We start from the raw sequence: 21,442 nt of genomic DNA on the forward strand, positions 1-21,442 counted from the left end.
GGGACGAGGGGCCGGGGTTCTTCGTTCGGATCAGGCCGGGGCACGCGAGCCCGGCATGATGCGCCCGCAAGCGCTAGGAGGCGGCGATGCCGTCGGCGACCGGCCGGCGCACGTCCGCGGCGTTCTTCAGGCCGCGCTCGACGATCGAGTCCAGGATCTCGCCGACCCTGATCGCGGTGTTGGAGAGCAGCGAGGAGGTGATTCCGTGGGTGTGCTCGGTGCCGCCCTGGAGGTAGATGCCGCAGCGCAGTTCGTCGTCGGTCTCGATGCGGTAGTCGCGCTCGACCCGGACGCGTCCCTGCTCGTCGCGGTGGCAGTGCCGCGCGACATCGCCGAGGAGGCCGAGGGGCTCCACGGGGCTGTACCCGGTGGCCAGGACCACGACATCGGCCTCCAGCGTGCTCTCCTCGCCGGTGACCAGGGAGGTGACGGTGGCGCGGACCTTGTCGTCGGCCTCCTCGACGCCGGTGAGCCGGGAGATGTTGATGAAGTGGAGCCGCTCGGTGCCGAGCACCTTCTCCTGGTACGCCTGGCGGTACAGGTCGTCGATCAGGTCGATGTCCACCACGGAGTAGTTCGTGTTGCCGTGGTAGCCCATCAGCTTGCGCTTGATGTCGTCCGGGGCGGTGAAGTACTCGTCGACCGCCTGCGGGTCGAAGATCCGGTTGGCGAAGCTGCTGTCGTCGGCGGGGCTGTAGCCGTAGCGGGAGAAGACCGCGCAGACCTCGGCCTGCGGGAAGCGGCGGTGGAGGTAGGCGACGTTCTCGGCGGCGCTCTGGCCGGCGCCGACCACGACGAAGCGGGTCGGGTCGGTGCCCTCCAGCGCGTCGACCTTGGCCAGCAGGTCGGAGTTGTGCCAGACGCGGTCCGTGCGCTCGACGCCCTCGGGCATCAGCGGGCGCAGCCCGGTGCCCACGACCAGGTTGCGGGCGCGGTGGACCACCGTCTCCGTGCCCGTGCGGGCCGTCACATCGACGTACTCCACCACTCCGTCGCGCACGACGGGCTCGACGGCGATGACCTCGTGGCCGTACGAGACCATGTCGTCGACCTTCGCCGCGGCCCACTCGAAGTAGTCGTGGAACTCCACGCGGAGCGGGAAGAGGTTCTTGTGGTTGACGAAGTCGATCAGCCGGCCCCGGCTCTGCAGATAGCGCAGGAAGGTGTATTCGCTGGACGGGTCCCGCAGCGTCACCAGATCCTTGAGGAACGACACCTGCATCGTCGCGTCGTCGATCAGCATGCCGCGGTGCCAGCCGAAGGCGGGCTGGCGCTCGAAGAAGTGCGCAGTCACCGCCTCCTCCCTGCCGACTCGCGCGTTGTGCTCACTGAGCGCGATCGCCATGGCCACATTGGACGGCCCGAAGCCGATGCCTATGAGGTCGTGGATCAGAGGTGCGTCGCCAGGATCAACCTGTGACATGTCACTCCCATCGTGCGGGGGCAGCCGCCTGTCGGCGTGGACGAAAAGATCAGGACGCGGGCGCACCGGAGCGGCAGGCCAGCTGAACTTAGGTAAAGCTAACCTGACTTCCGAGCCTCTGTCGACCAGACAAACCGGACGTTTTGTCATACGCCCCACCTAACGCACCTGAAATCGGGGCCCGTTGCATCATTAGGTAAGGCTTGCTTTACTTGGCGTCGTTCAGTCGCTCACCTTAGGAGGAACCCATGCGGGTCGCCATGTTCGGTTACCAGACCTGGGGGCACCGCACCCTGCAAGCCCTCCTGGACTCCGAACACGACGTGGTGACAGTCGTGACGCATCCGAAGAGCGAGCACGCGTACGAGAAGATCTGGAGCGACTCGGTCGCCGACCTGGCCGAGGAGCACGGCGTCCCCGTCATCATCCGCAACCGGCCCGACGACGAGGAGCTCTTCCGGCTCCTCGAGGAGGCCGCACCGGACATCATCGTCGCCAACAACTGGCGCACCTGGATCCCGCCGCGGATCTACAACCTGCCCCGGCACGGCACGCTGAACATCCACGACTCACTGCTGCCGAAGTACGCCGGCTTCTCGCCGCTGATCTGGGCGCTCATCAACGGTGAGACCGAAGTCGGCGTCACCGCCCACATGATGGACGAGGTGCTCGACGCCGGCGACATCGTGGACCAGCGCGCGGTGAAGGTCGAGCCGGGCGACACCTCGGTGGACCTGTTCCACAAGACCGTCGATCTGATCGCCCCGGTCACCGTCGGCGCGCTGGACCTGATCGCCTCCGGGCAGACCGAGTTCACCCGCCAGGACCGCTCGCAGGCGACGTTCTTCCACAAGCGCGCCGAAGAGGACATCCGCATCAACTGGGACTGGCCCGCCGACGCGCTGGAGCGCCTGGTGCGCGCCCAGACCTCGCCGTACCCGAACGCCTTCACCTTCCACCGGGGCAAGCGCCTGGAGGTCGTGTCCGCCGTCGTGTCCGAGGGCCGCTACGGCGGAACGCCCGGCCGCGTCTTCTACCGCGAGGGCGAGGGAGTGGTGATCGTCGCCGGCGCCGACGCGCGCACCGGCCTCAACCACGGCCTCGCCCTCACCCGGGTACGGACCGAGGACGGCCGGGAGCTGCCGGCGACCGAGTACTTCACCTCCATGGGCGGCTACCTCACCTCCCGCCCCTGAGCAACGGCACATCCCCGGCCGGCACAGCGGCCGGGGGTTCCGGCGTGCCACTGCGGGCCCCGGGGACACTGCGCACGGGATGATTCGGGCGGAGAAGCGCGTTATGCGTTCGTGCGTCCGGCTCATCGGCGAGCCGTACCCGATGTGGAGGCATGACTGTGCACGGTGAGTACAAGGTCCCCGGCGGCAAGCTCGTCGTCGTGGACCTGGACGTCGAGGGCGGCGTGCTGCGCAACGTACGGGTCGCCGGGGACTTCTTCCTGGAGCCGGACGAGGCGATCCTCGCGATCGACGCAGCACTGGAGGGTGCCCCGGCCGGCACCCCCGCCGCGGGCCTCACCGCCCGGATCGACGCGGCCCTCCCCGCGGCGACCGTGATGTTCGGCCTCACCTCCGAGGGCGTCGCCGTCGCGGTGCGCCGGGCGTTGGCGCACGCCACCGAGTGGGGCGACTACGACTGGCAGCTCATCCACGAGCAACCGCAGTCCCCCGCCCTGCACATGGCCCTCGACGAGGTCATCACCGCCGAGGTCGCGGCCGGGCGGCGGTCCCCGACGCTCCGCGTCTGGGAGTGGGCCTCGCCCGCCGTCATCATCGGCAGCTTCCAGTCGCTGCGCAACGAGGTCGACCCCGCGGGCGCCGCCCGGCACGGGGTGACGGTCGTCCGGCGGATCTCGGGCGGCGGGGCCATGTTCGTGGAGCCGGGCAACACCATCACGTACTCCCTCTCCGTCCCGGACTCCCTCGTCTCCGGCCTCTCCTTCGCCGACAGCTACGCCTACCTCGACGACTGGGTGCTCGGGGCCCTGGGCGACATGGGCATCAAGGCCTGGTACCAGCCGCTGAACGACATCGCGACCGACGTCGGGAAGATCGCCGGAGCGGCCCAGAAGCGCGTGGTGGGCCAGGGCGGCGGGCCCGGCGCCGTGCTGCACCACGTGACGATGTCCTACGACATCGACGCCGACAAGATGGTCGAAGTCCTGCGGATCGGCCGGGAGAAGCTGTCCGACAAGGGGACCGGGAGCGCCAGGAAGCGCGTCGACCCGCTCCGCCGGCAGACCGGGCTCCCCCGCCAGGCCGTCATCGCCCGCATGATCGAGTCGTTCCGCGACCGGCACGGGCTCACCGTCGGCAAGGTGACCCAGGACGAGCAGGACCGGGCCGAAGAACTCGTCCGCACGAAGTTCGGCACCGCCGAGTGGACCGCCCGGGTGCCGTAGGGCTCAGCCCGCCCGGTGCGCCGCCGCGCCGGCATCGTCCAGGCCGTGGGCGGCCTCCGTCAGGGCGTCGAGCAACGCGCGCACGGCGGGCGGGACTTCCATGGACTCGCGCACCGCGGCGCAGATCGACCTGACGGGTTCGGGAGCCCGGACCTCGCGGACGACGACGCCCGCGGGAACGGCGCGCAGCCCGAGCCGCGGAACCAGGGCCACGCCCAGGCCCGCGGCCACGAAGCCCAGCGCCGTGGCGTAGTCACCGCTCTCCACCACGAACCCGGGGTCGAACCCCGCCGCCGCGCACGCGTCGAGCACCAGCGCCTGGCAGGGGTCGGACGAGCGTTCGCTGCCCACCCAGGGCTCGTCGGCGAGATCGCCCAGGGCGAGCACCGGCCGGCCGGCGAGCGGATGGCCCGCGGGCAGCACCGCCCGGTAGGGGTCCTCCAGCAGGGGCAGCAGTCGCAGACCGGCCGGCGCCCCGTCCGGGGGCCGCACCACCACGGCGAGATCGGCCCGCCCCTGCCTGACCTCGAGCAGCGGGTCATCGGGATCGATCAGCCTGAGGTCGAACCGTACGCCGGGGTGACTTCCCCGCAGCCGGGCCAGCGCGGGGGCCATCAACGGGGCTCCCGCCGTGCCGAAGTAACGGACGGCCACCTGCCCGGTGCGGCCCTCCCGGAGGTCGGCCAGCGCCGTCTCCGCCTCTGCGACGGTCCCGGCGAGCGTGGCGGCGTAACCACTGAGCAGGCGTCCCGCCTCGGTGGGGCGGACGCCGCGGCCTGCCCGCTCCAGCAACGGCGTGGCGGCCTCCTTCTCCAGGGCCGACACCTGCTGGCTGATGGCGGACGGGGTGTAGCCGAGGTTCGCCGCCGCCGCGGTGACCGATCCACTGGTGACCACTGCGCGCAGCACCTGCATGCGCCTCATATCGAGCATGCAGCTGAAGTTAACAGTAGATACAGATCATTTCACTTGTGCTGTCGGTTCGGTGGGCGCACGGTGGTGGAGTCACGGCCGACCGGCCCAGGACGGTGCCGGGTGCCACCCGGGCCGACCGGCACCCCACCCTCCAGCACAGGAGACCCGATCATGCCGTCATCCCACCGGGACCGACCGGCCCCGCCCACCGTCACGCACGGCATGGCCGATGTGGAGCCGGGGCTGAGACTGCACTACGTGAGCGCCGGTCAGGGGGACCGCGTCATCGTGCTGCTGCACGGCTTCCCGCAGACCTGGTGGGAGTGGCACCGGGTGATCACGCCGCTGACCGAGGCCGGGTTCCGGGTGATCGCCCCCGACTACCGCGGTGCCGGTCACTCCTTCCGGCCGGCCGGCGGTTACGACAAGTGGACGGTGGCGCGGGACATCCACCGCCTGTTGCACGAGCATCTCGGTCTGCACCGGCCGGTGGTGATGGCCGGTCACGACATCGGCCTGATGGTCGCCTACGCGTACGCCCAGCAGTTCCGCGACGACGTCTCACATCTCGTGGCGGTGGACGCCCCGTTGCCGGGCACCGAGGTCTTCGACCGGCTGCGCAGCGATCCGCGCGTGTGGCACTTCGCCTTCCACGGGGCGCGGGACGTGGCGGAGATGCTGGTCGCGGGGCGCGAACGGCAGTACCTCCAGGCCTTCTTCGCCGTGCGCAACTCCGATCCGTCGGCGATCACGGACAGCGACTTCGAGACGTATGTGGCGGCCTACTCCGCGCCGGGCGCGATGCGGGCGGGCTTCGAGCTCTACCGGGCCTTCGATCAGGACGCGGCCGACAATCGTGCGGCGCTGGCGCGCAACGGCAGGCTGACCGTGCCGGTGCTGGCGGTCGGCGGAGCCATGAGCACCTCGGGAGCGCTCATCGGGGAGATGATGCGTGAGGTGGCCGACCGGGTGACCGGATGCGTCGTGCCGGGCACGGCGCACTGGGTCGCGGAGGAGAACCCGCAGGCATTCACCGCCGCTCTGCTGGAGTTCCTGGGGCACGGGGCGCCGGCGCCGGTCGGTGCTCCGGCGAGCGAGGGGTGACGAGCCCCGGCTCGTGGACGCTGCCGGACCGGGACCCTCACCGAGCTCCGTGCTCGGGCCGCAGGCCGGTGCGCGGGCGGCCGCTACGGTGCGAACGGGGGCGGTCGGTGCTCGTACCAGCGGCGGTCGGCCTCCAGCTGGGCGGCCAGCGAGATCAGCCGTTCCTCGCTGCGGGAGGGGCCCAGCAGCTGGGCCCCGACGGGGAGGCCGTCGCAGGTGAAGCCCGCCGGGACGTTGATCCCGGGCCAGCCCAGGACGTTCCAGGGCCAGGCGTACGGGCAGGCCTCGGCGATCGCCACGTCCGTGCGCCAGGCGCTCAGGCCGTCGAACCTGCCGATGCGGGGCGGCGGCAGGGCGGTGGTCGGGGTGAGCAGCACGTCGAATCCCGGGCCGCCCCGGCCGCGTGGCGGGTGGAACAGGGCGCCGATCCGGCGGTGCTGGCGCACCTCCCGCTCCCTGGCCGCCCGCACCACCCGGCCGCCCAGCCGGGTGCCGGTGCGCAGAACGCTGCGGGTGCGTGCGTCCAGCAGCGCGGGCTCGGGGTGCAGTGCGGCGAGCTCGGCGATTCCCGCGGTGGCGCGCGGGACGAAGCCGAGGCCGATCAGTCCGTAGCGGGGCCTGGCCTCCTCGACGTGGTGGCCGAGCCGGGCCAGGGCCTCGGCGAGTTCCGTGACGGCGCGTCGCACGTCGGGGTGGGGCGCGCTCCCCGTGAGGGTGAGCGGGGGCCGCCAGGCGAGCGCGATGCGCAGTCTGCCCGGGTCGCGGCGGGCGGCGGCGGAGGCCTGGACGGGCGGTGGGCGGTGCGGGTCGTCGGGGTGCGCGCCGGCGACGGCGTCCAGCAGCAGGGCGGCGTCCGCGACGGTCCTGGCCAGCGGGCCGTTGACGGTGAGGCCCTGGAAGGCGTCGCTGTGGGGGTGCACGGAGATCCGGCCGCGCTGCGGTTTGATGCCGACGAGGTGGGTCCAGGCCGCGGGGATGCGGACGGACCCGGCGCCGTCGGAGCCGAGGGCGGCGGGCACCAGGCCGGCGGCGACGGCGGCCGCCGACCCGCCGGACGAACCGCCCGGGGTGTGGTCCGTGTTCCACGGATTGCGGGTGGCGCCGAAGGCAGGCCCCTCGGTGAACGGCCACTGGCCCAGTTCGCAGGAGTTGGTCTTGCCGACGATCACGGCTCCGGCGGCGCGCAGCCGGCGCACCGCCTCGCTGTCCGCGGTCGCGAGGGGGCGCTCACCGGCGCAGCCGAAGTACGTCGGCATCCCGGCCACATCGGTGTCGTCCTTGACCGCGACGGGCACCCCGAGCAGCGGCAGCCGCTCCCCGGCGGCGAGCCGGCGGTCGGCCTCGGCGGCCTCGGCCAGCGCGGCCTCGGTGCGCAGGTGCCGGAAGGCGTTGAGGGTGCCCTGGCTCGCCTCGATCCGGGCGAGGGCGGCGGAGACCAGCTGGGTGGAACTTGCGTCCCCGGCGGCCAGCGCCCGGGCGCCGGCCGCCAGTCCGGCCGGGGCCTCGACGTCCGCTCCGGTGGAATCCACTGAGGACATGTGCTGACCGCCTCCCTCGTACCGTCAGGTGCCCGCACCTGTCCGCCCGAACGAACTTACTGGAGGGTAACGAGTCGGAGCGGTCCGCTCAACCGCGCGTCGGCGGTTCTACGGCTGGACGGTGATCTCGCCGATCCCGGTACCGAGGCCGGCGCAGTGCGCGGTCGACTGGCCGGACTGACCCGGGTTGAGCGTGACCTGTTCGCCGTCGACGTCCGGGGACCAGCCGCAGACCAGGTGTACCCAGAAGGTCTGCGTCGCGCCACCGTTGTTCCGGCACAGCGCGTAGCCGGTGTAGTCGTCGACGGCGTGCTTGCCCGTCTCGCAGGACAGCCCCGGCGGCGTCGCCGTCGGCGCGGCTGCCGAGGCCGCCGTGGCCAGAGGGGCGCAGACCCCGAGTGCCGCGGTCAGCCCCGCGGCCGCGGCGCCCCGCAGCACGGCGGCGGACAGACTTCCCATGGACTTCTTCATGTTTTCCTCTCGGTCGTGACGAACCCGGTGCCCTGGCACCGTGCCTCGCGTATCCCTAACCGAAAACATCGCAGGACGTCACGCTGAGTACCCACCCGAACGCCGTCACTCCGTCGGGCGGCCACCCCTGCCCCGGCGTACGCTCGAAAGATCGGACCGCAGACCTGAACAGCCCCGCCAGGACCTTTCGAGGAGGCGACGTGACCGGTCCACACCTCGGCACACGCCCGGCCGCATGGACTGCGGCGATCGTGCTCTCCGTCACCGGCAGCGGCGTCATCGGCAGCGGCGTGGCGCGGGCGGACGACATCGACCGCCTGACCGCCCAGCAGATCGCCGACCGCTCACGTGACGCACTGCTCGGCGCGCACTCCATGCACCTGCGCACGAACGGGGACCTGGGCAGGGGCAGTACGCCGATGTCCCTCGACCTCACCCTGGACCGGGACGGCAACTGCAACGGCTCGGTGGACCTCGGCAGGAGCCAGGGGTCCGTACAGATCATCAAGCGCGGCGACGACGTGTGGCTCAAACCGGACGCGGACTTCTGGAAGAACCAGGTCCCGGACGGCGGGTCGGCCTTCGCCGCGATCCTGGGCGACCGCTTCATGCGGGGCTCGGCCGACGACGCCCGGCTGCGCGCCCTGACGAAGGGCTGCGATCTCAACACCTTCCAGAAGCTGGTCAGCGACAACGCGGACAACGACACCGGCACGCTCAACAAGGCGGCGAAGACCTCGCTCGGCAAGGCGTCCGTCGTCCCGCTGACGAGGGTGCGGGACCGCACGACCGTTACCCTGTACGTGGCGGCCACCGGCAAGCCCTATCCGCTGCGGCTGACCGTCCGCGGTAACGGGGCGGACGCGGCCGCGGACTTCTCCGCCTTCGACAAGCCGGTGCCCACGACCACCCCCGCTCCGGACGACACGTTCGACATCAACGCGCTGCTGGGCCGTTCGACGAAGACGGCGTGAGGCCGGGCCGGCCGGTGAGCACCACGTACAGCACCAGCGACGAGGCCAGCCCGACCGCCCAGCCGTAGTCGGCGAGGGGTTTCAGGAACGGGATCAGCCCGTCGGCCGGGAACGGTCCCTTGCCGGGCTCCGAGTGCGATCCGCCGATCGCGAGGAGGCCGCCGACGGCGAAGGCGGTGACGGCCCGCCAGTTCCAGCCGTTCGTGTACCAGTAGCGGCCGCCGGGCCGGTAGAGATCGGCGAGGTCCAGCACGGTGCGCCGGACGATCCAGTAGTCGGCGATCAGGATGCCGGCGACCGTACCGAGCAGTCCGCCGACGAGACCGAGCCAGGTGAAGATGTACAGCTCGGGCGTCCCGGTCAGTTTCCACGGCATGATCAGCACGCCGACGACCCCCGTGACCAGTGCCCCGGTACGGAAGTTGACGAGCTTCGGCGCGAGGTTCGCCAGGTCGTACGCGGGTGACACCACGTTCGCCGCGATGTTCACCGAGACCGTGGCGACCAGCACCGTCACCAGGGCGTAGAGCAGCCCGAAGACGTTGTCGGTCCTGGCGACCAGCTGGACCGGGTCCCAGATCGCCTCGCCGTACACCGCCTGCGAGCCGGAGGTCACCAGCACCGAGAGCAGTGCGAACAGCGTCATGGTGGTGGGCAGCCCGAACGACTGGCCGCGGATCTGCGCGCGTTGGCCGGCCCCGAAGCGGGTGAAGTCGGGGATGTTCAGCGAGAGCGTCGCCCAGAACGCGATCATCCCCATCAGGGACGGGAAGAACACCGGCCAGAACTCCTTGCCCCAGCCGAGCTTCGACGGCTGGTCCAGCAGCGGACCGAATCCGCCCGCCTTGACGGCGACCCAGACCAGCAGCACCACCGCGCCGACGATGACGAAGGGCGCCGCCCAGTTCTCGAACCGGCGCAAGGTGTCCATGCCCCGGTAGATGATGGCGAGTTCGAGGGCCCAGAACGCGGCGAAACAGACCCAGAGCGTCCACGGCTGGCCGCCGATCTCGGATGCCTGCGCCCAGCCGCCGAAGATCTTCCCGAGCAGGGTGAAGATGCCGACGCCGCCGATCCAGGTCTGGATGCCGAACCAGGCACACGCCACCGCTGCCCGGATCAGCGCGGGCAGATTGGCGCCGCGCAGCCCGAACGAGGCGCGGGCCAGCACGGGGAACGGGATGCCGTACTTCGGTCCGGCGTGGCCGGTGAGCAGCATCGGCCCGAGCACGATCAGGTTGGCGAGCGCGATGGTGAGGACGGCCTGCTTCCAGTCCATGCCGAGGGCGACGAGGCCGGAGGCGAGCAGCCAGGACGGAATGTTGTGGGCCATGCCGACCCAGAGCGCGGCGAAGTTGTACGTCGTCCAGTTGCGCCGCTCCAGCGGGACGGGCAGCAGGTCCTCGTTGACGAACCGGCTGTCGGTGGGGACGGCGCCGGGGGCGAGCTCGACGCGGCCCGGGGCGTCGGCTATCCGATCCCGGGGTGGTGGCGGCGGGACGGTCGATGTCATGGCGGCTGGACCCTTCGCTCGGAGATGTGCCGTGCGGGCGGGGCGCGGGGTGCGTGCAACCGGGGGACGCGGTCAGTCGGAGAGGGCGGGGATGATCTCGGCGCCGTAGGCGTCGATGGTGGCCTCCCGGGCGTCGTGCATGTTGTAGACGGCGAACTGGTCGACGCCCAGGTCGCGCAGGGCCCGGAGCTTCTCGATGTGCGCCTCGACCGGCCCCAGCAGGCAGAACCGGTCGACGATCTCGTCCGGTACGAAGGTCGTGTCGGGGTTTCCGGCGCGGCCGTGGTGGCTGTAGTCGTAGCCCGCCCGGCCCGCGATGTACTCCGTCAGGGCCTCGGGCACGAGCCCGGAGTGCTCGCCGTACCGGGTGACCAGGTCGGCCACGTGGTTGCCGACCATGCCGCCGAACCAGCGGCACTGCTCGCGGGCGTGGTCGAGGTCGTCGCTCACGTAGGCGGGCGCGGCCACGCAGATCGTCACGGCGTCCGGGTCCCGGCCGGCCTCTGCCGCTGCGTCCCGTACCGCTTTGATCATCCATTCGGTGAGGAAGGGGTCGGCGAGCTGCAGGATGAAGCCGTCGGCCTTCTGCCCGGCCAGTGCGAGCGCCTTGGGGCCGTACGCGCCCATCCAGACGGGCAGCCGGCCGTCCTTGATCCAGGGGATCTGGATCCGCTGCCCGTCGACGCTGGTCTCGCGCCCCTCCGCGAGGTCGCGGATGGCGTCGATGGCCTCGCCGAGCCTGGCCAGGGTGTTGGGTTTGCGTCCGGCCACCCGCATCGCCGAGTCGCCGCGCCCGATGCCGCAGACCGTCCGGTTGCCGTACATCTCGTTGAGGGTGGCGAACGTCGAGGCGGTGACCTCCCAGGTGCGGGTGGACGGGTTGGTCACCATGGGGCCGACCACGAGGCGTTCGGTGTGTTCGAGGATGCGGCTGTAGATGACGAAGGGCTCCTGCCAGAGCACCGCCGAGTCGAATGTCCAGCCGTAGCGGAAGCCGTTGCGTTCGGCGCGGCGCATCAGGCCGACGACGGCCGAGGCGGGCGGGTCGGTCTGCAGGACGAGTCCGAAGTCCATGCCGGGTACTCCTAGTCCAGGTACTGACACGTGGCACGCGGGGTGTGCATGCCGTGGCCGGTCCGGGGCCTCCGGTGCCGCGCACCGGTGTGCCGTCGACGTCGCCCAGTGCGCATGGCACCCTCTCCCAGGCCCCGGTCCTCAGGTGCTCGAAGGCGCGCCGGCAAGGACTCTGCGGGCGCGCCCCCGAGTGACGTACTCGGCAGATCCTTCCACACAAGGCCGTGCCCGGCCTTGCGCGACGACGCCTCGCACGCGAGTCGCGGGGGGACACATCCTGGACTGCTTACGGGGTCTTGGGAAGGGGACCTCCGCAGATCCCCGGTGCGCGCCCCGCCGCGCTCAGAGCACCTGCGCCGCGAACAGCTCCATCGAGGCGGTGACGATGTCGGCCGGCAGCGCCCCGTACTCGAAGGCCGCGTTCACCTGGGTCACACCCGCCTCGGCGAGTGCCGTGAGCTGTTCCCGGATCTCGCCGGGCGACCCGGCGAGCAGCCGTTCGGCCGCCAGCGCCTCGTCGGCCGGATCGATGTGGCCGGGCAGCGGGGGCAGGCCGCCGTCCGGGACGGAGCCCTGCGCCAGTGCGCGGGAGGTCTGGATCTGCCGGGCGACCTCGCGCGCCGCCAGTCGACGGGCCTGCGGGTCGGTGCCGCAGTACACGAAGCGGTTGACCCCGTATTCGATGCCCTCCGTGCTCACGCCGTGCTCCGCGGCGAGGTCCTGGGCGGTCTGCCAGTTCTTGGCGAGTTCGGCCGGCGTGGCGAGGGCGAGACCCAGCAGGTTGAAGCCCCGTTGCACCGCGAACCGGGTGGACTCGGGGCTGACGGCCGCCAGCCAGACCGGTGGGCGGGGTGACTGCACCGGCCGGGGCAGCACCGTCACCGGTGCCTGGATCGCGTGGTACTTCCCCTCGAACCCGTCCACCGGGCCGTCGAGCAGCCGCACGAGCAGGTCGGTCGCCTCCTCGAACCGGGCGCGGCTCTCGTCGAGATCACGCCCGAAGCCGCGGAACTCGTGCGGCTGGTAGCCGCGGCCGATGCCCACGTCGAGCCGGCCGTCGGAGAGCGTGTCGAGCGTGCCGATGTCCGCGGCCAGCCGGACCGGGTCCCACAGGGGCAGGACCAGGATCCCGGTGCCGATCCGCAGGTCCGGAGCGAGCGCGGCGGCCCGGGTGAGCAGCAGGAGGGGCGACGCACTGAGGCTGTAGCCGGAGAAGTGGTGCTCGGTGATCCATATTCCGGAGAAGCCTTTGCCATTGGCCCATTCGACCTGCCGGAAGAACTCGCCGTACTTCTCCCGGGCCGCTCGCCCGTCGACCTCGGGTGAAATGCCGAGATACGTTATTCCGATCCGCACGGGAATCCCCTCTTGCCGTTGCACGGCAGTTGAGTGCGCACGACGGCGCCGGTCGACGGCCAGTGTCGACGGGTCTGCCAAGGCTCCGCCAAGGCCGTTCTTGCCGTTCGCTAAACCCGCTGCAACGCGCGTCTTCAGCCGCGGTAAATGCATCACGACTGCTCGTTGCACGGCCATTTGGCGATTGGCTACCTTCTTCGAAAACTCATTCTTCGCAGGATTCGTCCGTACGGGAACGACTCTCCCGTACGAAGATCACGGAGGCCCGCATTGTCAGCCGACCAGGTCGAGGCGCCGCCGTTCCCGCAGCGCCGCACGTGCCCTTACCAGCCGCCGGACTCGTACCGTGAGATCGCGGAACGCGGCCCGCTGAACGAGGTCACGCTGTGGAACGGCCGCAGGGTGTGGCTTTTCACCGGTTACGCGGAGAGCAGGGAGATCCTCTCGGATCCCCGGCTCTCGTCCGACCGCAGCTTTGACGCATACCCGACCATGGCTCCGCACCTGGGGGCCGAGGAGGCCCGGAAACTGGTGCTCGTCGGCGAGGATCCGCCCTCGCACGATCTGCACCGCCGGCTGCTCAATCCGGAGTTCGGCCTGAAGCACGCGCGCGCACTGCGTCCGCGCATCGAGTCCGACATCAACGGGCTGATCGACGCGATCGAGAAGAAGGGGCCGCCGTCCGACCTGGTGCCGGACTTCGCGGTGCCGATCCCCGGGCTCGCGATGTCGGCGCTTCTCGGAATTCCGTACGAGGACCACGACTTCTTCCAGGAAGCCACGGCCGGCGTCATGCAGGCGCGGGACGAGGACCAGACGAACGCGGCCGGCAAGGCGCTGTTCGGCTATCTCGACAAGCTGGTCACCGCACAGGAGAAGAATCCGGGCGACGAGCTGCTGGGCCGGCTGGCCCGCCGGGTGCTGGACGGCGAGGTCGGCCACGAGGAGCTGGTGCAGCTGTCCATGGTGCTGCTCATCGCGGGCCTGGAGACCACTTCGTCGATGATTCCGCTGAGCCTGGTGGCGCTGTTCGACCATCCGGACCAGCTGGAGGCGCTCCGCGAGGGCCGGGTGACGATCCAGTCCGCCGTGGAGGAACTGCTGCGGATCACCGCGGTCACCGACTTCGGCGGGGTGCGCTGGGTCACCGAGGACATCGACATAGCCGGGCGCCGGCTCAAGGCCGGCGACGGGATCGTCATCTCGTCCACGATGGCGAACCGGGACCCCGCCGTCCACGACGACCCGTACACCTTCGATCTCGCGCGCGGCAGCCGCCAGCACCTCACGTTCGGGTTCGGCATCCACCAGTGCCTGGGCCAGAGCCTGGCCCGCACCCAGCTGGAGGTGGCGTTCGAGACACTCCTGCGCCGGCTCCCGCAGCTGCGGCCGGCCGTGCCGACGACTGAACTGAAGATGCGTCAGAGCGGCACCATGCAGGGCCTCGTGACCCTTCCCGTCACCTGGTGACACCCGGCAGAGAGAGAAGGAACATCATGCGGATCGCCGCTGATCGGGACCTGTGCATCGGCGCGGGGCTCTGCGTGCTCAGCGCCGGCGAGGTCTTCGACCACGACGACGACGGGCTGACCGTCGTGCTGGCGGAGGTACCGGACGAGGCACAGTACGAGGCCGTGCGAGAGGCTGCCGCGCTGTGCCCGTCCGGGGCCCTCACACTGTCCGGCGAGGGCGCCGAAGAGCCGCAGGACCAGGCGTGAGAGGCGTGACGTCCAAGGCCTCGGCGAGCCTGCGGTAGGAGGCCCGGCGCTCCACGGGGTCGAAGGTGTTGGTCAGCGCCATGACCTCGTCGGCGCCGGAGGCCTCGATCAGCGAGGTGAGCCGGTCGCGGACCGCTTCCGGGCCGCCGATCACGTCGGAGCGCTGGTCGAGCGAGGCCTCGGCCGCGCGCTCCGCCTCGCTGAGGCGGTGGGCGAGCGCCGTCTCGACGGGCACCAGGCGCGGGTCGCGGCCGGTGCGGATCTGCAGCACCGCGAGCTTGCCGGGTGCGGCCAGGCGCGCGGCGTGCTCGTCGTCCTCACCGGCCCAGACCCGCAGGGCCAGCACGGTGTACGGCAGGTCCCCGTCCCGTGCCGGGGTGAACACCTCGCGGTAGCGCCGCAGCGCCGCGACGGCGGTCTCGGGGTTCACGTACGCGGCGAAGAAGGCGTACGGAAGCCCGGCGCGGGCGGTGCGTTCCGCGGAGGCGACGCTGGAACCGAGTACGTAGACCGGGGGCAGCGGGATCTCCGCGGGCACGGCGCGCAGCGCCGCGTAGGGGTGCTCCGCGGGCAGCGGGCGGACGCCGCCGTGGCCGAGGAGTTCGGCGAGCTGCTCGTCGAAGGTGTCCCGGCGTTCAGGGGTCCAGCCGAGGGCCCGCGCGGTCGTCTCGTCGCCCGTGCCCGAGGACCGGCCGACGCCGAGGTCGATCCGGCCCGGGTACAGCGCGTTGAGGGTGCGGAACTGCTCGGCCAGGTGGAGCGGGCGGTGGTTGGGCAGCATCATTCCGCCGGTGCCGAGCCGGAGCGTGCTGGTGAGGGCCGCGAGGTGGCCGATCAGGATCTCGGGGGCCGAGGTGCCCATCATGGCGGTGGAGTGGTGTTCGGCCACCCAGTGCCGCCGGTAGCCCAGTTGCTCTGCGTAGCGGGCGAGCTCGACGGTGTCGTGCAGTGCGTGCCCCGGTTCGCCGCCCGCCCGTACGGGTCCCTGGTCGAGCACGGATATCGCGGTCATGGTGTTGGGCTCCTCATTCTTCGTTCTTCTCAGCTGGTGCGTCGGCCGCGGTGCGGGTCAGCGCTTGAGGTGGGTCCGCAGGTGGCGCAGCGTGTGCTCCATGACGTCGGCGTAGCTGCGCGGGATCGGGTGTCCGCGGAACGGCGACGGGTGGATCTCCTTCGTCGCACCGATCTCGTGGAAGGCGCCGTAGACGGTGGAGGGCGGGCAGATCTCGTCCATCAGGCCGACGGTGACGAGCGTGTCGGCGGTGATGCGACGGGCGAGCAGTGCGGCGTCCACGTACCGCAGGGTGTCCCGCACCCGTTCCTCGGTGCGGGGGTGCGCGGCGATGTAGCGGGCGATCTCGGCGTACGGGGTGGCGGGCGACACGGTGATGGCGCGCTGGAAGTCGCAGAGGAAGGGCACGTCGGCCTGGCACACCTTGACCAGGTCGCCGCTCAGCGCGGCGGCGGCGAGGGCGAGCCCGCCGCCCTGGCTGGCCCCGCTGACGGCGATCAGCTCCGGGTCGACGCCCGGCAGCTCGGCCGCGGTGTCGACGGCCCGGACGGCGTCGACGTACACCCGGCTGTAGTAGTACGTGTCGGGGTCGAGGATGCCGCGCGTGATCAGCGACGGGTACTGCGGACCCGCGCCGGGGTCGGCGGTGTCCCGGGTGAGGGCGCCGCCCTGGCCCCGGGTGTCGACGACGAGCTGGGCGTATCCGGCGACGGGCACGGCCGTGTGCTCGACGGGGAGCCCCCGGTCGGCGCCGTAGCCGAGGAAGGTCACGACGACGGGCAGCGGTTCCCCTCCCCCGGCGTCCTCGGTGCCGACCGGGCGGAGGTACCAGGCGTGCACCCGCTCCCCGTCGTCGCCGGAGAACTCGACGTCGTAGACGGGGAGTTCTCCGTACAGCTCGTCCTGGTGGCGGACGACCGACGCGGGCTGTGCCCGGCGGCGGGCCCGCTCGATGCGGTCGGTCCACCAGGCGTCGAGCTCCGGCGGTTCGGGGGTGGTGACGCGGTACTCCCGCAACTGCTCTTCGTTCAGATCGAACCAGGTCATGCCTCAACCCTCTTCTGTTCCTCGTCGGTGGCGTCCGGGGCGTCCCCGCCCCCTGCTGCGGGTGCGACGGGGCCGGGCCGGGAGCCGGCGGCCTCGCGGGGGCGGCTCCAGCGGCGCATCACCGGCTGCTCGACGAAGGTGTACGAGAGCCAGGCGACGGCCGAGGCGGCGGCGAGCAGCAGCAGGGCGAGGCCGAGCGCGGCCGGCACGTCCCAGCTGCGGGTGGCACCCAGCTGGCGGTGGGCGAAGTCGATGACCAGGTAGTGGAACATGTACAGGGCGAAGGAGATCTCGCCCAGCCGCACCATGGTCCGGCCGCGCAGCGGGGATCCGGCCCCGCTGACGTCCGCGTTCGCCCCGGCGGCGACGAGCAGCGCGAGCGGCAGCGCCGTGGTCATCGTCAGTCCGTACAGGGTGGGCACCAGCGCGATCTGCGCGGCGAATCCCACGAGCGTGAGCAGCACGGCGCCGGGGAGCCGGAGCGGCAGCCGGCGGCCGGTCAGCACGATGCGGGCCATCAGGATGCCGAGGACGAAGTCGAGCGCCCGCACCGGCGGGAACGCGATCAGGAACCAGTTCTGATGCAGGGACATGTCCATGCCGGGGAGCGCCGGGCTGCCCGAGATCAGCAGGTCGGCGGCGAGCGGCAGCAGCATGATCACGCCCGCGACGCCGAGCGCCCAGGCCCAGAGCCGCTCCGGGGCGATGCGCCGGACCAGACCGTGCAGCAAGGGGAAGGCGAGATAGAACAGCAGCTCGCAACTGAGCGACCAGCTGGGGACGTTGAGCGAGCGCATCACCTCGACATCGGGCACCCAGGCATGGACGAGGAGGAAACTGGGCACGGTCTGCCCCGTGGTCACCGTGACACCTGCGGCGAGGGCGAGCAGCAGCGCGGCCAGCCAGCTCACCAGATGGGTGGGGTAGACCTTGGCGAGCCGGCGCCGCCAGAAGCGGGGGACCGTGTCGCCGGACCGGGCCGACCACGTCAGCACGAAACCGCTCAGCACGAAGAAGAACTCCACCCCGAGCCATCCGGACGCGAAGGCGTAACGGAACAGCGTGGCCCCGGTGTCCGGGTGGAAGAAGCCGGTGACGGTGATGTGGGTGACGAAGACCAGGAGCGCGGCAACGAACCGCATCCCGGTGAGCGAGGGCAGGCGGGCCGCCACGCCCCCCAAGGGTGAACTCGACATCGGAAAGGTCCCTTTCCAGAGGGCGCGCGGGCGCCTGAGGTAGGGACCGAGTGTGGGGCCGGGTGCCAAGGCCGTTCTTGTGCGGATCTAAAGAATGCACGGCACAACTTCCGTGCGCCCGTGCCGCCTTGACGTTTAGGGGTGATTCAGCACCTTCTCCGAGACTCGGGGGCGTGTGCCCTGCGGCGTTCCGCCGCGGGGCATCCCCCGACCGAGGAGCAGATGGATGACGACCACCAGTCCTTTGGCGGCTCTGCCGCTCGACCCCGCCCCCGACGGCGGGCCGTCGCCGGAGCTCGTCCGGCGGCTGCGCGCGGCGCTGCTCGACGAGGTACGGATGCCCAGTGGGCAGAACGCCGTCCTCGGTGTGGCGCATGCCGACGCCCGGCAGGTGCTCACCGATCCGCGGTTCAGCAGGGAGCTCTCCTACGAGGGGGCGCCCGGGTTCTTCCCCGGCGAGGATGCGACGACCGCCGATCCTGACTTCCTGGCCAACATGCCCGACCGCCGCCATGCGCTGGTGCGCAGGATCGTGGCGGGCGCCTTCTCCGCCCGCCGGGTGGCTTCGTGGCGTCCGGTGACGGAGCGGATCGCGGCCGAGCTGGTGCAGGAACTCAAGGAGTCCGGGGCGCCGCTGGACTTCGTGTCGCAGTTCGGCTTCCGGCTGCCGATCCGGGTGATCTGCGAGATCATCGGCATCACGGGCGAGGACCAGGAGCGCTTCCGGTCCTTCACCACGGCGGCCTTCGCGGCCGACGGGGCCGGCTTCCTCACGTACATCGAGGACCTGCTGAAGCGGCGGCGGGCGGAACCCGGCACGGACCTGATCGATGACCTCATCCAGGCCCGGGACGGCAAGGACCGGCTGACCGAGCCGGAACTGGTGCGTCTGGTACTGGCGTTGATCGTCGCCGGTCACGAGACGACCGCCGCGGCCCTGTCGCGGGGCACGCTGTCGCTGCTCGCCGAGCCTGAGCGCTACCGCAGGCTGGTCGAGGAGCCGGGGCGCATCCCCGCGGCCGTCGAGGAGATCCTGCGGCTCAACCCGCCGGTCGACACCTCTCTGCTGCGGGTCGCCACCGAGGACGTGGAGCTGGCCTCGGGGACGGTGGGCCGGGGCAGCGCGGTGCTGGCCAGTCTGACCGGGGCGAACGTCGATCCCGCGGTGTTCGAGGAGCCGCACTCCTTCTCGCTCGACCGTGAACCCTCCCTCGCACGGGAGCATCTGACGTTCGGTCATGGTGCTCACTTCTGCCTCGGTGCGGGCGTCGCCCGGCTGGAGCTGACCGTGGCGCTGGAGGTGCTCACGGCGAACCTGCCCGGTCTGCGGCTGGCCGTGGACCCGGAGAAGGTGCACACGGTGAGTGACCTGATGGTGCGTACCCTTCCGGAGCTTCCGGTCCGCTGGTAACGGGCGATCGCCTTACGGGCCGGAGGACGGCCGGGTGAGCCGGGGGCACGGCTCCTCACCCGGCCGTCCGGCTCCTATTCGGCGACCGGTGCGGCCGTGGGTTCGGCCGCTTCCTGGCCGGTGGCGACCTCACTCTCCGCCTTGCGGGTCCCGGGGCCGAACCAGAACGCCAGGGTGACCAGCAGACCGGCGCCGGCGATGCCCGCCGCCCAGGTGTAGAGCGTGGAGATGTTCTCGGCGATGTTCCCGTCGCCCGCGGTGAAGGGCTGCAGGAGCACGGCGAGACCGACCGTGCCGCCGACAGTGAGGGCGGCCTGGAGGATTCCGGCGGTGATGCCGGTGTCCTCGGGACTCGTGGTGGACAGGATGGTCATGTTGACCGGCACGATCGCCAGTCCGACACCGAGGCCGAGCAGCACGATCTGCGGCAGTACGTCGGTGGCGTAGCTGCTCTGCCCGTCGAGCCGGGTGAGCCAGAGCACCGCGCCGACCACCAGCACCAGGCCGAGGATGCCGCGCAGTTTGAGGCTGATGCCCGCCAGGTACTTGGTGAGCAGCTGCACGGTGAGCAGGATGCCGAGGCCGAAGGGGAGAATCGCGAATCCGGTCTTCAGGGCGCCGAATCCCAGGACGGCGTCCAGGTACTGGATCGTGTAGAAGAGGAAGCCGGTCAGCACGGCGGCCAGCAGTACGAGGCTGATGAATCCGCCGACCCGTTCCCGGCTGGCGAAGACGCGCAGCGGGAGCAGGGGTTCGGCCGACTTCGAGTCGACTGCGAGCAGTCCCGCGGTCAGCACCACGGCGGCACCGAGGGAGACCAGGGTCCAGGTGTCGGACCAGCCGGCTTCGGCGGCGCGGACCAGTCCGTAGACGAGTCCGACCAGTGCTCCGGTGACCAGGACCGAGCTGGGCACGCCGAGCGAGCGCCGGGTGGTGGGTGCGTCGCCTCGGCTGAGGACCTTGTTCGCGACGAGCAGGACGGCCGCCGCGATGGGGACGTTCACCAGGAGGGTCCAGCGCCAGTCGCCGGCCCAGGTGAGAATGCCGCCGAGGATCATTCCGGATGCCGCGCCGAGGCCGGTGACCGTGGAATACAGGCCGAACGCCTTCAGCTGGCGCTCGCCCTCGAATTCGATGGTGAGCAGCGCGAGACCGGTCGGCCCCGCGATGGCGGCCCCCGCTCCCTGCAGCACCCGGCCGCTCAGCAGGACGGGGAAGTTGGGTGCCAGGCCGGCGAGCAGCGAGGCCACCCCCACCAGGGCGATGCCGAAGAGGAAGACCCGGCGGTGACCGAGTACGTCGCCGAGCCGGCCGGCGAGCAGCAGGAGCCCGCCGAAGGCGAGGAAGAAGCCGTTCAGCACCCAGGAGGCGCCGGTGACCCCGATCCCCAGGTCGGCCTGGGCGCCGGGCAGTGCGACGTTCACGATCGTGCCGTCGAGCTGGAGCATGAACTCGGCGCCGACGACGGCGAGGAGCACCAGCCTCCAGGCGGCGGGGGACGCCTGGGGCGGGGCCTGTGCCTTGGACCCGGCTCCTGGACTGGTCTCGGTGGACATGGAGGTGCCTCCTTGGGGGACGGTCAACCTGAGGTCGCCTCAGGTTATGGAACAAGTTAAGCTGAGGCTGCCTCATGTAGTCAACCGCGGGAGGAACGGGCCATGGAGAAGACGCCCTATATCGCCCAGCGCCCCAAGCGCGCGGACGGCCGGCGCAACTACGACGCCATCCTGGGAGCGGCCCGGAAGGCCTTCGCCGCATCCGGCTCGGACGCGTCGCTGGAGGACATCGCGGGCCAGGCGGGGGTGGCCATCGGGACGCTCTACCGGCACTTCCCCACCCGCGCCTCGCTCGTCGAGGCCGCCACCCGGGACGGCCTGGACACCCTCGTCGCGGCGGCCAGGGAACGCGCCACCGACGGTGACCCACTCGACGCACTCGTCCACTGGATGACCAGCGCCGTGGCGCACATCAGCACCTTCCGCGGTCTCGTCGGCATCCTGACCGAGTCGATGTACGACGAGGGCACGCCCTCGCACGTGGCCTGTACGGCGATGCACGGCTGCGGGGCCGACCTGCTCGCCGCCGCCCAGGAGGCGGGCCGGGTGCGCGCCGACCTCACCCCCGACGAACTCTTCGACCTGCTCACCGCGGCGGGCTGGGTACGGGAGAACTCCGCGCCCGGCCGGGACGCGAGCACCCGCGTGCTGGAGCTGATGCTGGAAGGCGTGGTGGTGCGGGACCCGGGCCGCTGAGCCGGGCCTCCGGGCTCCA

At 71.3% G+C, this 21,442-nt stretch carries 19 protein-coding genes; 8 read left to right on the forward strand and 11 right to left on the reverse strand.

The features are described 5' to 3' along the window. Positions 1–73: 73 nt before the first annotated feature. Complete coding sequence (locus tag LNW71_RS02380) at positions 74–1,423, reverse strand: lysine N(6)-hydroxylase/L-ornithine N(5)-oxygenase family protein (protein WP_250966690.1); 1,350 nt, start codon at positions 1,421–1,423, stop codon at positions 74–76. A gap of 248 nt (positions 1,424–1,671) precedes the next feature. Here LNW71_RS02380 and LNW71_RS02385 point away from each other — a divergent pair, with 248 nt between their 5' ends. Both LNW71_RS02385 and LNW71_RS02390 read left to right on the forward strand, forming a co-directional pair. Then, entirely contained in the window at positions 1,672–2,619 is a 948-nt protein-coding gene (locus LNW71_RS02385; protein WP_250966691.1) for a methionyl-tRNA formyltransferase, read from the forward strand. 158 nt (positions 2,620–2,777) lie between these two features. After that, the gene (locus LNW71_RS02390) at positions 2,778–3,842 is read left to right on the forward strand and encodes a biotin/lipoate A/B protein ligase family protein (protein ID WP_250971873.1); all 1,065 of its coding nucleotides are present in this window, start codon (positions 2,778–2,780) and stop codon (positions 3,840–3,842) included. A gap of 3 nt (positions 3,843–3,845) precedes the next feature. Here the strand turns inward: LNW71_RS02390 and LNW71_RS02395 are convergent, their stop codons facing one another. Further along, positions 3,846–4,775 (reverse strand): LysR family transcriptional regulator, encoded by a 930-nt coding sequence (locus LNW71_RS02395; protein WP_250966692.1) that lies wholly within the window; start codon positions 4,773–4,775, stop codon positions 3,846–3,848. A 153-nt stretch (positions 4,776–4,928) separates the two neighbouring features. Here LNW71_RS02395 and LNW71_RS02400 point away from each other — a divergent pair, with 153 nt between their 5' ends. Continuing rightward, entirely contained in the window at positions 4,929–5,861 is a 933-nt protein-coding gene (locus LNW71_RS02400; RefSeq protein ID WP_250966693.1) for an alpha/beta hydrolase, read from the forward strand. Between the two features lie 83 nt (positions 5,862–5,944). Here LNW71_RS02400 and LNW71_RS02405 read toward each other — a convergent pair whose 3' ends face one another. Together LNW71_RS02405 and LNW71_RS02410 are read right to left on the reverse strand one after the other, a co-directional pair. After that, complete coding sequence (locus tag LNW71_RS02405; RefSeq protein WP_250966694.1) at positions 5,945–7,399, reverse strand: amidase; 1,455 nt, start codon at positions 7,397–7,399, stop codon at positions 5,945–5,947. 108 nt (positions 7,400–7,507) lie between these two features. After that, a complete protein-coding gene (locus tag LNW71_RS02410) occupies positions 7,508–7,870 on the reverse strand; it encodes a hypothetical protein (RefSeq protein ID WP_250966695.1) in 363 nt (120 codons plus the stop codon). 200 nt (positions 7,871–8,070) lie between these two features. Here LNW71_RS02410 and LNW71_RS02415 point away from each other — a divergent pair, with 200 nt between their 5' ends. Next, positions 8,071–8,844: a hypothetical protein gene (locus LNW71_RS02415; RefSeq protein WP_250966696.1), complete on the forward strand. Its 774-nt coding sequence runs from the start codon at positions 8,071–8,073 to the stop codon at positions 8,842–8,844. On the opposite strand, the gene LNW71_RS02420 is transcribed toward LNW71_RS02415, so the two are convergent. The 3 genes from LNW71_RS02420 to LNW71_RS02430 all read right to left on the reverse strand — a co-directional run bounded on the left by LNW71_RS02420 (position 8,807) and on the right by LNW71_RS02430 (position 12,787). Continuing rightward, positions 8,807–10,357 carry an NCS1 family nucleobase:cation symporter-1 gene (locus LNW71_RS02420; RefSeq protein WP_250966697.1) on the reverse strand — a complete coding sequence of 517 codons (1,551 nt, stop codon included), beginning with the start codon at positions 10,355–10,357 and terminating at the stop codon, positions 8,807–8,809. The two genes, LNW71_RS02415 and LNW71_RS02420, sit on opposite strands and share 38 nt — an antisense overlap. A gap of 72 nt (positions 10,358–10,429) precedes the next feature. Then, positions 10,430–11,431 (reverse strand): TIGR03842 family LLM class F420-dependent oxidoreductase, encoded by a 1,002-nt coding sequence (locus tag LNW71_RS02425; RefSeq protein WP_250966698.1) that lies wholly within the window; start codon positions 11,429–11,431, stop codon positions 10,430–10,432. A 342-nt stretch (positions 11,432–11,773) separates the two neighbouring features. Further along, the gene (locus LNW71_RS02430; RefSeq protein ID WP_250966699.1) at positions 11,774–12,787 is read right to left on the reverse strand and encodes an LLM class flavin-dependent oxidoreductase; all 1,014 of its coding nucleotides are present in this window, start codon (positions 12,785–12,787) and stop codon (positions 11,774–11,776) included. A 270-nt stretch (positions 12,788–13,057) separates the two neighbouring features. Between LNW71_RS02430 and LNW71_RS02435 the strand changes: the two genes are divergently transcribed. Beyond that, complete coding sequence (locus tag LNW71_RS02435) at positions 13,058–14,257, forward strand: cytochrome P450 (RefSeq protein WP_250966700.1); 1,200 nt, start codon at positions 13,058–13,060, stop codon at positions 14,255–14,257. 26 nt (positions 14,258–14,283) lie between these two features. After that, entirely contained in the window at positions 14,284–14,505 is a 222-nt protein-coding gene (locus tag LNW71_RS02440) for a ferredoxin (RefSeq protein ID WP_250966701.1), read from the forward strand. Here the strand turns inward: LNW71_RS02440 and LNW71_RS02445 are convergent. The 3 genes from LNW71_RS02445 to LNW71_RS02455 are packed head-to-tail and all read right to left on the reverse strand — an operon-like array spanning position 14,459 to position 17,736. Beyond that, complete coding sequence (locus LNW71_RS02445; RefSeq protein WP_250966702.1) at positions 14,459–15,517, reverse strand: LLM class flavin-dependent oxidoreductase; 1,059 nt, start codon at positions 15,515–15,517, stop codon at positions 14,459–14,461. The two genes, LNW71_RS02440 and LNW71_RS02445, sit on opposite strands and share 47 nt — an antisense overlap. Before the next feature lie 57 nt (positions 15,518–15,574). Then, entirely contained in the window at positions 15,575–16,564 is a 990-nt protein-coding gene (locus LNW71_RS02450; RefSeq protein ID WP_250966703.1) for an acetylxylan esterase, read from the reverse strand. Further along, complete coding sequence (locus LNW71_RS02455) at positions 16,561–17,736, reverse strand: acyltransferase (protein WP_250966704.1); 1,176 nt, start codon at positions 17,734–17,736, stop codon at positions 16,561–16,563. The genes LNW71_RS02450 and LNW71_RS02455 overlap by 4 nt, the downstream gene beginning before the upstream one ends. A 250-nt stretch (positions 17,737–17,986) precedes the next feature. Here LNW71_RS02455 and LNW71_RS02460 point away from each other — a divergent pair, with 250 nt between their 5' ends. Beyond that, positions 17,987–19,171 carry a cytochrome P450 gene (locus LNW71_RS02460; protein ID WP_250966705.1) on the forward strand — a complete coding sequence of 395 codons (1,185 nt, stop codon included), beginning with the start codon at positions 17,987–17,989 and terminating at the stop codon, positions 19,169–19,171. 74 nt (positions 19,172–19,245) lie between these two features. On the opposite strand, the gene LNW71_RS02465 is transcribed toward LNW71_RS02460, so the two are convergent. Continuing rightward, entirely contained in the window at positions 19,246–20,727 is a 1,482-nt protein-coding gene (locus LNW71_RS02465; protein ID WP_250966706.1) for an MFS transporter, read from the reverse strand. A gap of 102 nt (positions 20,728–20,829) precedes the next feature. Between LNW71_RS02465 and LNW71_RS02470 the strand changes: the two genes are divergently transcribed. Beyond that, on the forward strand, positions 20,830–21,423 hold the full coding sequence (locus LNW71_RS02470) for a TetR/AcrR family transcriptional regulator (protein ID WP_250966707.1): 594 nt from the start codon (positions 20,830–20,832) through the stop codon (positions 21,421–21,423). Positions 21,424–21,442 lie beyond the last annotated feature (19 nt).

Origin of the sequence: Streptomyces sp. RKAG290, assembly GCF_023701695.1 — a bacterium.
Lineage (GTDB): Bacteria > Actinomycetota > Actinomycetes > Streptomycetales > Streptomycetaceae > Streptomyces.